This is a genomic window from Rhizobium album (genome assembly GCF_003122325.1).
Taxonomy (GTDB): domain Bacteria; phylum Pseudomonadota; class Alphaproteobacteria; order Rhizobiales; family Rhizobiaceae; genus Metarhizobium; species Metarhizobium album.
In genome coordinates this window covers 85,029-95,925 of the sequence record NZ_QFBC01000014.1, presented here as the reverse complement: position 1 = coordinate 95,925, position 10,897 = coordinate 85,029, and the positions used below count along the sequence as shown (strand labels likewise).

The window sequence follows — 10,897 nt, the reverse complement described above, 5'->3', positions numbered from 1 at the left end:
CTCTGGCGGAGGCTGATACGGTTGGAGGCTAGGGGAGTCTCGCGGAACTATGATCGAATGTCCGTTCTGGTCAAATGCGAAGACGCATAGTTGGTGAATGGATCGTTCGGCGACCTGCCCGCGTTCCAGCAACACCTGCTCCGACTGGCGGCATCCAAGCCGACAGGATGTCGGCGTCGGGACACGATAGATGAGCGGCGGACGCTCCACATTTCGCTCACGAAGGGACGCGACATGAAAAGGGTTCTTCTGATTGGCATTCATCCGGATGCGGTCGATATCCATGATCCGACACTGCCGCCGGACATCACTCACGAAAAAATTGCGGCGGGCATCGAGGCCACGTTGGCCGACATGAAGCAACGGGGGTGGCACGCAGCATTCTGCGCTTTGCGCCCTGAGACCGCAGTGCCCGACATCGAGGCGTCTCTGAAGGAGAACTGGGATTGCATCGTCATCGGCGGAGGGATCCGCATTCCGCCCAACAATCTCATGCTGTTCGAGACTACGGTGAACACAGTGATCCGGGTCGCGCCAGGTATGCCGATCGCTTTCAACACATCTCCGGAGAACAGTGCTGACGCGGCAGCGCGCTAGGCTCAACTAACATCCGATATTCCGAGCCGGGGTGGTCCGTCGAGGGTTTGTGCTCCTCCTCGTGTTCCGATAGAGGCCTTTCCTAACCCGGACTAATGGGAAAACGTGCTCACCCAATGATCCATAGTCGTGCTCCCGAACGGTATCACGTCGGTAAAATCTGTCGACCTACACGATATCCGCTCCCGTACGGTATCAACATCGAAGTGTGATCCCGTAAGGGAGCAAGACGCTTGAACGCACGCTAGCAACATGCTATTGTTCCCGTTCGGGAGCAGAAAATGGTGAAGTCATCTAACAACCCTTTCCAGTCGATCAGCGACATTCAAAAGCTGGTTGACCAGGCCAATCCGGCAATCGAGTTGGCGCGCACGCTTTCGTCCATCAACGCGCCGACCAAAGCCTTGCAAGACCTCAGCAAGAGCCTCACGGTAAACAACGACCTGATGAAGTCGATCGCGTCCGCCTCGGATATCGCCAGACGGTTGACGCAGCAGACGGATGTGGCCGCCAGATTAACGCAGGGGCTGCCGAAAATTGATCTGAACCTCCCCGATATCTCCACAAAAATTAAAGCATCCTTGCCCCGGCAACTGGAGGACCTAGAGACTCGGCCGTCCCCGATTGCAGCGCAAGAGACGCATCCTGAGGCCTTCGCGACATCCGACGTCCAACTCGACAGCATCGAAGACCTCGGACACATGGTTCGTCGTTCCCGCGAACTCCGAAAACTATCCCAGCAAGAGTTTGCCGATCTGGCGGGCGTCGGACGACGGTTTGTCTCCGAACTGGAAAACGGCAAGCCGACGCTTGAATTCGCAAAGGTGCTCCAGGTCGCCCGGGCGGCCGGGATATCGCTTATCGCGCGCGATCGGTCCCGTTGATGGATGTGTTGGCGCTTGACGTCCGGCTGGACAGGTCGAACGACCCGGTCGGCGTGCTGGTCCGCGATCAACGTGGTGGCCTTGCCTTTGCCTACAACGAAAAATACGTGTCACAGCCAGGGGCAATATCTCTCTCGCTGTCGCTGCCCCTCACCTCCGAGCCGTTTGAGGAGGTGATCGCCCGCCCATTCTTCGACAACCTTCTTCAAGAGCGGGACGGCGCGCTGTCCGACATCATGGCCCGCGAGGCGATCAGTCGCGACGATATTGCCGGCCTGCTGTTCCATCTCGGCAAGGATTGTGCGGGGGCTCTTTCTATTTTGCCAGCCGGCGCACCGCCGACCAAGGTCCCCGGCGACTACCGCACGGACTACCAGCGCATCGATGACGCCCGACTGATTGCGATCGTTGACTCCCTTCACAAGCGGCGGCGATTACCGGCCGGTACGGACGACCCTTCTCCGCTTGCCGGGATGCAGAGCAAAATCGCCCTGACGGTCCTGCCGGACGGATCCTTGGCCGAACCCATACCGGGTTCCGGCGCGCCGACGACGCATATTCTGAAGGTTCCGGACCAGGACCATATCCACGACGGGTCTCTCGAATTTGAAACGATGCTGCTCTCCCAGGAGATCGGGATCTCGACAGCGGACGTGGCGCTGTTGCCGATCGCGGACCTCAAAGTGCTCTTGGTCACGCGGTTCGACCGCGCACGCGATAAAGACGATCGCGTTGTGAGGATTCATCAGGAAGACTTTGCACAGGCGCTTGGCTTGCCCGCGGCGCTCAAATACGAACGCCGCGGCGCACCGGGGCGGCGTTTCGATGTCGACGCGGTCCGACGCATCCTCGATGCGACCACCGATCCTGCCGGCGAAAAGGAGTTGTTCATTCAGGCGACGCTGTTCGACCTTATGGTCGGCAATGTGGATGCCCATGCAAAGAACTTCGCGCTTTTCCATGAGCCTGGCGGGAGGATCCGTACGACCCCACGCTATGATCTTCTGCCGACGCGCCTCGACAACAATCTTACGGACGAACTCGCATACACGATCGGTAATGCCACGACACTTGACGACATCAGTCGAGAGGATTTTGACCGGTTCCTTGTGTCTATCGGCGTCCCAAGCGCCGCGGCACGCCAACGCGTTACGAAACGGCTTGCGACAGAGATTGCAAACAAGCTCGCCGGGCACTTGGACAGGCTCGGCAGAAGCGGCCAAAAGCCATTCGCTGATTTGATTGCCTCTAACATGCGAAGCCTTCTTGGTGCGCTGGAGATTGATGTTCCCGGCCCGGCGAAAGACCGTGATGCCTATATCGGTCGGGCAGGTGGCTGGCTGCTCAGCTGAGGACGCTCATCGACGGGTGGAGCCGAGAAGAGATTTGAAGACAGACTTTCTGTGGTGGATATGGAACCGAAGATCGTAACCTTAGCGGATCGTTCCGCGCTGGACTATTACGATACCCCGGCACATGCACCGCCGGCCATCCCTGCCTCACCTCACCGGAAGGGTTCGCACAGACAGTTTATTTCCGTCAGGGTCGCGAAGGTATGCCACGAATGATCCGTTCGGGCGCTCGGTCGGCGGGCTCTCGATCGCTGTGCCGCCATTTGCGGTCCCGGCAGCATGCCACGCCAAAACATGATCCTGGCTCTGTGCAGCGATGCCGATTGTCCCCCCATTGGCAAACGTCGCCGGCTTGCCGTCGATCGGTTTCGTGACCATGAACCGACCGCCCTCATGTGTGTAGATTAGCCTGCCCCTCGCATCCACCTCGCCGACACTGCCTCCCAACGCCGCGAACGTGGCATCGTAAAAGATCTTGGCTCGCTCCAGGTCGTTGCTCCCGATCATGACATGGGTGAACATGCTGCTATCTCCGATAGAGCGCACAGTCGCTCCCGCATGGCGCGGTCTTAAACTAGCGCGTTTCCGCTTCTACCGGCAATGACCATCCTGATTTCGATCGGAGACAGTTGACGAGCATCGGACTCGCCACGCAAGCAGGTGATCATCTCACTTCGTCAGCATAGCCCACAGAAGGGTGAGGCCATGGTCAGCCAGGCCGACCAGCATCACGACCCAGAAGACAGCGCCAAAGACGGTGGCAAGGCTCGCCTCACCTTTACGATCCGGCTCGGGATTGATGATGATGGGCCTTTCGTCTCGCATATCTCGCTCCTATCGCTCGTGATCGTCCTGATCGCGTTCACGCCGCGCGTCCGTGTCACGTTGTAATTCGATCCTCGGAACATGCTCGCGGGCGGGATCGGTTCTGGTCGTGTCACCCGCCTCCGGTCGCGACGTTTCGGTTCTCGTTTCAGCCCTCTTCGCGGCGGTGCCTTGAACCTCCGCTTTGTCGACTTCGTCGCGGCGGTTCCGGTCTTCATCCCCGGCATCGCGCTCACGCGGCATCTCCTCCGGACGCACGCCCTGCCCTCCGGCGTTCGGCATTCCATCCGACTTCACTTTCTCCGCGGCACGCTCCCGGGAGCGCTCCGCCGCCTCAACAGCCGCCCGTAGCTCGGTGTCAGCGTCGGCAACCTCGCGAATGAGTGAATTGCCGGACGCGCCGAGTTCACCCGCCCGGGCCAGTTCAAGGTTAAGACTGGCCCTCAGCGAAGCTTGGTCGACTTGATCATCCCGAGAGCCGACCTTGTCCAGTGCATCCCTATAGTGTTCGACTTCGAGGAGCACCCGGTTGGCAGCCTCGACAGCCTGTGCTCCATGCTGGGCAACGGCGGCATTCCAGCGCTCGTCCGGCGTTTCCTCTCGCACGGACTGCCGCTCGGCAGCCTGGCTCTCGATAGGTTTGTCAGCAGTCTTCTCGGCTTCTTCGTTTTGCATCATTTCACGTCGGGCTTCGACATGTTCGCGTGCCGCGAAGGCGATCTCGGCAAAGGCCTTACGTTGCCCCTCCGGCATGACACGCTCGGCACGGTCGAGCGCGTCAGTGACCAGCTTTTCGTAGGCATCGAACTCGTTAGTGTTCATCTGCTGCATGTCGGCATCTCCAGATAGAACCTTTTCCAGTATAACCAAATGCGTTTTGTATTGCGACAGGGAATTTGGATGATCGGCTGCGGCATTACGGTTTGAATCCACACTGAAATCGACGGTGTCGAGCCGATTTGTCTGTCTTTTCGCGAAATCTTTTGCGCCCTTCCCATCACCCGACTGCGCGATATCACCCCATTCCAGCTTAGCAATATCAGTATAGTTTCGGCTTTTGGTCGTTTGCGCAAAACTGTGCCGATCCGAGCGCTGGCCATCATAGCGTGACTGCGCGGCGTCGCTCGTTCCCTCATGTTCTGTGCGACCGGATCGTGATATCGGACGGACCTGATTCCGGTTGAACGCAGGTGGGCTGGCACGGTCGCGCCGATCGGTCATTTCCATGTCGATGCCATGGGCACGGGCGGCCTCGGCCATCCCCACCCGCCATTGTCGGAAAGAGGTGATCGACGTTTCGATCCGGTCACCGAATTCGGATCGCATCGCCACGATCGCATGGACATGGACATGCGGCCGCTTGCCACCATCGGCCTCTGCCTTCGGGTCGTCGGTGGGGTCATGCAGGGACAACATATATCGATGGCCAGCGAACTGGCGCCCGAGAAAGTCCCGCGCCGCCGAATGGAATGCGGAAGCGTCGGTTCCCGCCCGTGCCGACAGAACGAGATGCATGACGTCACGCGACTTGCGACTGTGCAGATGGGCGCGCCATTCCAGCTGGACCAGATCGGACGCCTGTTTCGCATCGGTGATCTCGCGTCCCGCTTGGTCGCGTACCTCGTCTGGGCTTGCGACGAGATCGCGCACCCTGGACGCGCCGTAATCCGTCCCATTGCCATGCCCGGTAAAGCGGAACGTGACCGACCGCTCCACGCCATTGCTACTCTGATCGATCCGGGCCTGTACGATCTCGGATGCCTTCCTGTCAGCCGTCAGTCGCTCCCCCGCCCCGTCGCGCAAGACCGAGACGCCCGCGATCGCAAAGCCATTGATCTCGGGCCGCAGTGAGATCGAATAGACGAACCGACGGTTCCCGAGGGCATTTTCGAGGATGTCGCGGGCTTGCTCGTAAAAATTCTCCTGGTTTCCGACCTTGCTCACACTGACGCTGAACGTGCCGATATCGCGGCTTTCGGCGCGATTGCTCATCAGGTGATCCCATTCGGCGCCTACCGCGGAAATCCCGTCGCGCCCGAGCAACTGCTCCCCGCGCTCGTTCTCGGCCGCCACCTGACCATTGCGCGACACATAGCGGATCATCGCGCCGAGGCGCCCACCACTTCCGAAGGAGGCAAGTTTCACGACGACGGGCTGGCTGCCCTTGGACAGGCGCTGGAAGCGACTGCGCATGGATGGCTCGCCAGCTCCGCGACGTCCCCCATGCCCGCTCCTTCCGCGTGCCGGGCGACCATCAGTGCCGGAGCTACCCCTCCCTGCACCCAGCCCGGCACCCGCGACGGAACCACCCCGGCGACGGCGCTCCTCGTCCTCTAAGCGGCGAGCGCCCCCCAGGCTCCGCTCGTGCAACAACGCCGCCTTGCGCGCCTGCCACTCCGTCTCGAATGCGCCGAGGAAGAATTCCATTATGCGCCCCTATGTCTCTGAGCGCCGCGGCGGCCGAGTTCCCTGAGTTCGATCGCGATCGCCGCCACCAGTTTCTGAACATCGGCGAGCGCTGGATCTAGGTTTCCAGGCGCGATCCTGCCGGCCGAATTGGCGGCACGCGCAAGCCGATTGAGATTGACGCCAACCGCATGCATGTCGGATGCGAGTGCCGCGAAGATGGCCCGATCGTCGTCGGTCAGGAATGGACGTACGCCCGCTCCTTCCAGGCAGAGAGCGCGCAAAAATCCGGAAACTGTCAGACCCGCGCCCGCCGCGGCCACATCGATTCTCTGGCATTCGGACACCGAGAACCGGACATGCAGGACCCTGTCCTTACGCCCGATCAGACCAGCCTCGTCTTCGATGACGCGTCTTGTCGCCATTGCCGTGCCCTCCGCTTGAAGACCCGCCGCAGGCGCTATCGACGGCTTGTCCGTCGATCGTCAGCAAATTTGTATCACAAAATTGCGTATCCTGCCAAAACAGAACTAAACGATATACATTACATTATCAACCCCCTCACCTTCCCAAAACTGGGCCCAGCCAATACGTCCGCCGGGTGCAGACATGGACCAAATTTGTAGAGATGCGATCTACATTTGCAGATGTTATTCACACGTATTATCAATGAATTATACTTGCATTTCCATAGACGTTATATGTAGCGTCTAGCCAATCACCACATCTGGGTTCCATGGGTGATCGCCCATAGACCACGGCCGATGGGCTCAATATCAGGGTTGACATAGATGTAACTTATCTAGTTATCTTCACGCGCAACTGTGAAAGGACGAGCCATGGGACGTATCTATGCCGCAGTGAGCAACAAGGGCGGCGCCGGAAAGACGACATTCGTCACGCTCGCAGCCGGTGAATACGCCGCCCGGAACGAGCGCGTGCTGATCATCGATGCCGATGCCCGCCAGAACCTGTCAGGCTGGTGGCGACTGTGCCACAACAAGGAGAACGTGCCGGCCAACATAGAGGTGACTACCGCATCATCATCTCGGTCGCTGGAAACCGTGATCAATCGGATGGGTGCGTCCTTCGACCTGATCTTCATCGATGCGCCGGGCGTCGATACTTCTTTGCAGTCGGCAATCGTGCGATCCGCCGACCTGGTGATCTCCCCGATCCAACCCGCGATCAAGGAAATCGAGGCGGCTGGCCAGGCGGCAGCACTGGTCAATCAGATCAACGACGACACGGGTGCTTCGATCCAGCATCTGAACCTGCGCACACGCGTCACGGTCACGGGCCGCAACATGGAAGCCTACCGATATATTCGACCCTTCGTCGCCGGACTGCAGCAGGCCGATTACCGCACGGCATTGTGCGAGACCGAGCTGTTCGAACGCAACGTCTATAGGGAGATCCAGAACGGTCTCGGAACGCTTCAGATGCAGGAACTGACCGACACCGTGCGCAAGGCGCGAACGGAGGTCCGGGCGCTGATCGACGAAATCGAGGAGCGGCATCAGGCACACAGGAAGGACAGGGCGGCATGACGAAGGCGAGCCTTGGCAGCGATGATTTCGTGATCGCCGCAAAAACCGATAGGCCGTTGCGCGACGCTCAGCGACAGGACGAGCCGTTGGATACCCGCCCGCACCAAAAGAGCGACGAGGCAACTTCGACGTCGCTTGAGACGGTCCTGCCACGGCTCTCGCGTCCAGAGCGCAAGGAGAAACTAACGAGCCGCGCGCTGGTCCGGGAAGATGCCCGGCTTGCATTGAAACAGTTGAAGCGTGCTAAGGAGCGAGACGCCAAGTTCTATGTCAACGTCGCGCTCAGCTACGACATGAAAAACCGCCTCAAGCAGGCGGCGCATGACAACGACATCAACATGACCATCATCATGCAGGCCGCCATCGAGGCCTATCTCGTCGACAATGGCTACTGACACGCGGCCGCCTCAGAAGGGCGGCTCGGCTTCGATCGTGCCGTCGATTTCGGCCATGATGACGGCGAGCTCTGCGCGGGCGATCTCGAGCTCGGCTTCGATCTGGCGGCGTTCCTCGATCGTGGGGGCGTTGGCGGCCTCAAGGCGCAGTTCTTCGAGGTGGTCTTCGATTGCTATCGTCATCGTCGTCTCCTTGACGTATGTGAGAGATGACGGCGCAGCGCTGGGCGGGGAAAGTCAGGTCAAGGCTCGTGGAACACGACCGGCGGAGCCGGCGCGCGGAGGAACCGATTTTGTCGGAACGGAGTGAAACGCAGTGGAGAGAAAATTGGAGGGGCCGCGTGGCCTTGAGCTGGCTTTGCCCGTCCGGCACAATCGGCCGATCTGAACAGACAGGTTTACCTCTCGTGTGGCACCCCTTGTTGCCCTCACCTCACATGCGGCGGGAGCAGTTGGCATGAGGCGCTTCCTGCTCGGTGGCGTCGCCTGCGACGAGAGCAAGGATGGTTTCCGGGATCTCTTGGCCCAGGCCTATCGCGACAAGATTAGGCCGCTCTGCCTGTGCTGCGAGCCGGCAGTGCCGATGTATATTGCCGATATCGGCGATCAACTGTTGATAAAGCGCATGCCGCTCACCGGCGGCAAACACGATGCAACCTGCCCATCCTATGAGCCGCCCTATGAACTGTCCGGGCTCGGGCCTTTGATGGGCGGCGCTATCAAGCTCGATCCCATGGCGGGTACCGCCGCGTTGAAACTGGACTTCTCGCTGTCGAAGCGTGGTGCCGCCGCAAAATCAGACAGCGAAGCGCATCCTGCTGACAGTGTTCGCAACGAGGCTAAAAAACTGTCGCTGCGCGGACTGCTGCATTTCCTCTGGCACGAAAGCGGGTTGACGGAGTGGACGGCGCATTGGTCCGGAAAACGACACTGGTGGCAGGTCTATCATCACCTGAGCGAAGCTGCCGGCCTGATGGAAGTCCGAGGCGAGGCGCTGGCTGAGCGTCTGTTCGTGCCCGAACCGTTTCGTGCCGAAGACAAGGTGGCGATCGAACAGCGCAGGGCACAAAAGCTTGCGCCTCTTTTCCAGGCGGCGACTGGGCCGAAAAAGCTGATGGTGTTGGTGAGCGAGATCAAGGAGTTTGCCGAGGCCCGCAATGGCCGGCAGTTGGTGATCAAACACATGCCCGGTTTTCGGCTCTACCTGGAAGAGCCGGCCTGGCGGTCGCTGCAACGACGATTCGAGGCCGAACTGACCTTGTGGCAAAGCGGGGAGAGGTCACACCTGATGGCGATCATGACGATCGGTGGCACAGCCGCCGGCATCGTCACCGTGAACGAGATCGCCCTCATGACCGTTACCGAGCAGTGGCTGCCGATCGAGAATGCCTACGAACAACAGCTTGTCGAGCGTGTGGCGCGTCTGCGCTCGAAGTCGCTCAAGGGCCTTCGTTTCAATTTGGCTCGCAGCCAGCCGCTGGCAGATGTCATTCTCCTGGAGGCGAAGCCGCCTTGCGCCCTCTATCTCATACCGCCGGATGCGGCGGAGGACTTTGAGACGGCGCTGAGCGAAATGATCGAGGCACGTCCGGATCTCGCTGCGTGGATCTGGCGCGTCAGCGACGGTGAGATGCCACCCTTGCCATCGCTGCGGTGAGTGTGGGGGGCTCTATTCCTCGGTCGTGTTATCGAGCAGACCGTCATAGACTTCGAGCAGGGCGTTGGTGATCGCTTGCCCAAGCGCATTGCCGGCGGCACGCACATCGTCTTCCGAACCGTCTCGTGCGGATCTCGCCAATTCGAACCCGTGTTCGCTGACGATCTGCTTGGCGACCTCGATTGCCCATTGCCCGAAATCGCCGCGGTTTTCGATCCTGATTGCCTCTTCCATGCCGGGCTCCCTTTCAAGTCGGCGACGATCTAGCGCGTCCTGGTTCAAATGGCCAGCATGTGCACGCTGCCGGGGCGCGATGACCTGAGCGATCGACTGTCTTCCGCGAGAGGATCGCAACCCGAATGGGCCGAAACCGCATGGCGTGTTCGGTGCGCTTGCGCATAGAGCCGTGCGGCGAAGCCGCCTCGCCCGGAATGAACACTGCTCGTTACGCGTCTCATCACCACCATGAATCGAAGTGTTCGCACCGATTCATAATTGTCGTTGGACGGCAAACGTCGAGCGGGCGATTCTCCCGCTCATGTCGCTCTACCCCTTTCATCTTTACTGTCAGCGTGTCGATCCCACGCGCAATATGGCCCGCTACTACATGCTCGCGATCCAGCCGACATTGTTCGGCGAGGCTGCGGTCGTGCGCCGTTGGGGCCGGATCGGATCACGCGGCGGCGAAAAAAGCGAGGTCTTTGCAACAGAACGCGAGGCAGCGATCCACTTTCTCACGATCGCGCGCCAGAAGCGGCAGAAGGGTTACAAACCGGTTGGATCCGCAGAGTATCTGTGGAAATCCAAGGTTTCGCATGCGGAGTTCTGCATCGCGTCAATGACAGGTCGGATTTAGGCTGTCAGGAATCTTAGATCATTCTTGATGCGGAGACTAAAAATGACCACGACCAACGAAATTGCCGACAAGATCGCGGCAGAACACAGCCTCACCAAGGCACAGGGAAAAGCCATCGTCGAGGCGGTGATTGCTTCGATTACCGAAGCCGCTGTTGCCGGCAACGAAACGTCCCTTCCCGGCTTTGGTAAGTTTAAGATCAAAAACACGCCGGAACGAGAGGCCCGTAATCCAGGAACTGGCGCCACGATCAAGGTTCCGGCAGCGCCACCACTCTTTCCGGTTGGCTTTCTCGCATGACCGTGACCGCTTTTCGTGTTCAACGCGCCGTCATCACGATCGAACTGCACCGAGACGCGACCTCCAATCAACTCC

At 59.8% G+C, this 10,897-nt stretch carries 14 protein-coding genes; 8 read left to right on the top strand and 6 right to left on the bottom strand.

All coding sequences use genetic code 11. The features are described 5' to 3' along the window. Window positions 1–234 precede the first annotated feature (234 nt). From DEM27_RS24400 to DEM27_RS24390, 3 genes are all read left to right on the top strand, one after another. Entirely contained in the window at window positions 235–597 is a 363-nt protein-coding gene (locus DEM27_RS24400) for a hypothetical protein (RefSeq protein ID WP_109460942.1), read from the top strand. 281 nt (window positions 598–878) lie between these two features. Then, complete coding sequence (locus DEM27_RS34755; protein ID WP_109460851.1) at window positions 879–1,481, top strand: helix-turn-helix transcriptional regulator; 603 nt, start codon at window positions 879–881, stop codon at window positions 1,479–1,481. Between the two features lie 8 nt (window positions 1,482–1,489). Continuing rightward, the gene (locus DEM27_RS24390) at window positions 1,490–2,833 is read left to right on the top strand and encodes a HipA domain-containing protein (RefSeq protein WP_165823568.1); all 1,344 of its coding nucleotides are present in this window, start codon (window positions 1,490–1,492) and stop codon (window positions 2,831–2,833) included. A 147-nt stretch (window positions 2,834–2,980) separates the two neighbouring features. Here the strand turns inward: DEM27_RS24390 and DEM27_RS24385 are convergent, their stop codons facing one another. The 4 genes from DEM27_RS24385 to DEM27_RS24375 form a co-directional block, all read right to left on the bottom strand. After that, a complete protein-coding gene (locus tag DEM27_RS24385) occupies window positions 2,981–3,355 on the bottom strand; it encodes a VOC family protein (protein WP_109460849.1) in 375 nt (124 codons plus the stop codon). Between the two features lie 147 nt (window positions 3,356–3,502). After that, window positions 3,503–3,658, bottom strand: a complete 156-nt coding sequence (locus tag DEM27_RS34170; protein ID WP_165823567.1) for a hypothetical protein — start codon at window positions 3,656–3,658, stop codon at window positions 3,503–3,505. A gap of 9 nt (window positions 3,659–3,667) precedes the next feature. Beyond that, on the bottom strand, window positions 3,668–5,851 hold the full coding sequence (locus tag DEM27_RS24380; protein WP_128755559.1) for a conjugal transfer protein TraA: 2,184 nt from the start codon (window positions 5,849–5,851) through the stop codon (window positions 3,668–3,670). Window positions 5,852–6,084: 233 nt separating this feature from the next. Further along, window positions 6,085–6,489 carry a plasmid mobilization protein gene (locus DEM27_RS24375; RefSeq protein WP_109460847.1) on the bottom strand — a complete coding sequence of 135 codons (405 nt, stop codon included), beginning with the start codon at window positions 6,487–6,489 and terminating at the stop codon, window positions 6,085–6,087. Between the two features lie 414 nt (window positions 6,490–6,903). Here DEM27_RS24375 and DEM27_RS24370 point away from each other — a divergent pair, with 414 nt between their 5' ends. Beyond that, window positions 6,904–7,614, top strand: a complete 711-nt coding sequence (locus tag DEM27_RS24370; protein ID WP_109460846.1) for a ParA family protein — start codon at window positions 6,904–6,906, stop codon at window positions 7,612–7,614. Further along, the gene (locus DEM27_RS34750; RefSeq protein ID WP_245446079.1) at window positions 7,611–8,009 is read left to right on the top strand and encodes a hypothetical protein; all 399 of its coding nucleotides are present in this window, start codon (window positions 7,611–7,613) and stop codon (window positions 8,007–8,009) included. The genes DEM27_RS24370 and DEM27_RS34750 overlap by 4 nt, the downstream gene beginning before the upstream one ends. 12 nt (window positions 8,010–8,021) lie before the next feature. Here DEM27_RS34750 and DEM27_RS34165 read toward each other — a convergent pair whose 3' ends face one another. Next, the gene (locus DEM27_RS34165; RefSeq protein ID WP_165823559.1) at window positions 8,022–8,192 is read right to left on the bottom strand and encodes a hypothetical protein; all 171 of its coding nucleotides are present in this window, start codon (window positions 8,190–8,192) and stop codon (window positions 8,022–8,024) included. A gap of 274 nt (window positions 8,193–8,466) precedes the next feature. On the opposite strand from DEM27_RS34165, the gene DEM27_RS24360 reads away from it, so the two are divergent. Beyond that, window positions 8,467–9,666 (top strand): DUF1173 domain-containing protein, encoded by a 1,200-nt coding sequence (locus DEM27_RS24360; RefSeq protein WP_109460845.1) that lies wholly within the window; start codon window positions 8,467–8,469, stop codon window positions 9,664–9,666. Window positions 9,667–9,678: 12 nt separating this feature from the next. On the opposite strand, the gene DEM27_RS24355 is transcribed toward DEM27_RS24360, so the two are convergent. Continuing rightward, window positions 9,679–9,900: a hypothetical protein gene (locus DEM27_RS24355; protein ID WP_109460844.1), complete on the bottom strand. Its 222-nt coding sequence runs from the start codon at window positions 9,898–9,900 to the stop codon at window positions 9,679–9,681. Window positions 9,901–10,204: 304 nt separating this feature from the next. Here DEM27_RS24355 and DEM27_RS24350 point away from each other — a divergent pair, with 304 nt between their 5' ends. After that, window positions 10,205–10,522 (top strand): WGR domain-containing protein, encoded by a 318-nt coding sequence (locus tag DEM27_RS24350; RefSeq protein WP_109460843.1) that lies wholly within the window; start codon window positions 10,205–10,207, stop codon window positions 10,520–10,522. A 42-nt stretch (window positions 10,523–10,564) separates the two neighbouring features. Then, window positions 10,565–10,822, top strand: a complete 258-nt coding sequence (locus DEM27_RS24345) for an HU family DNA-binding protein (protein WP_109460842.1) — start codon at window positions 10,565–10,567, stop codon at window positions 10,820–10,822. Window positions 10,823–10,897 lie beyond the last annotated feature (75 nt).

What these genes read in the sequence shown, in the direction of transcription:
- DEM27_RS24400 (WP_109460942.1), top strand. Translation starts at nt 235, where the DNA reads ATGAAAAGGGTTCTTCTGATTGGCATTCATCCGGATGCGGTCGATATC.
- DEM27_RS34755 (WP_109460851.1), top strand. Translation starts at nt 879, where the DNA reads ATGGTGAAGTCATCTAACAACCCTTTCCAGTCGATCAGCGACATTCAA.
- DEM27_RS24385 (WP_109460849.1), bottom strand. Translation starts at nt 3,355, where the DNA reads ATGTTCACCCATGTCATGATCGGGAGCAACGACCTGGAGCGAGCCAAG.
- DEM27_RS34170 (WP_165823567.1), bottom strand. Translation starts at nt 3,658, where the DNA reads ATGCGAGACGAAAGGCCCATCATCATCAATCCCGAGCCGGATCGTAAA.
- DEM27_RS24380 (WP_128755559.1), bottom strand. Translation starts at nt 5,851, where the DNA reads ATGCGCAGTCGCTTCCAGCGCCTGTCCAAGGGCAGCCAGCCCGTCGTC.
- DEM27_RS24375 (WP_109460847.1), bottom strand. Translation starts at nt 6,489, where the DNA reads ATGGCGACAAGACGCGTCATCGAAGACGAGGCTGGTCTGATCGGGCGT.
- DEM27_RS24370 (WP_109460846.1), top strand. Translation starts at nt 6,904, where the DNA reads ATGGGACGTATCTATGCCGCAGTGAGCAACAAGGGCGGCGCCGGAAAG.
- DEM27_RS34750 (WP_245446079.1), top strand. Translation starts at nt 7,611, where the DNA reads ATGACGAAGGCGAGCCTTGGCAGCGATGATTTCGTGATCGCCGCAAAA.
- DEM27_RS34165 (WP_165823559.1), bottom strand. Translation starts at nt 8,192, where the DNA reads ATGACGATAGCAATCGAAGACCACCTCGAAGAACTGCGCCTTGAGGCC.
- DEM27_RS24360 (WP_109460845.1), top strand. Translation starts at nt 8,467, where the DNA reads ATGAGGCGCTTCCTGCTCGGTGGCGTCGCCTGCGACGAGAGCAAGGAT.
- DEM27_RS24355 (WP_109460844.1), bottom strand. Translation starts at nt 9,900, where the DNA reads ATGGAAGAGGCAATCAGGATCGAAAACCGCGGCGATTTCGGGCAATGG.
- DEM27_RS24350 (WP_109460843.1), top strand. Translation starts at nt 10,205, where the DNA reads ATGTCGCTCTACCCCTTTCATCTTTACTGTCAGCGTGTCGATCCCACG.
- DEM27_RS24345 (WP_109460842.1), top strand. Translation starts at nt 10,565, where the DNA reads ATGACCACGACCAACGAAATTGCCGACAAGATCGCGGCAGAACACAGC.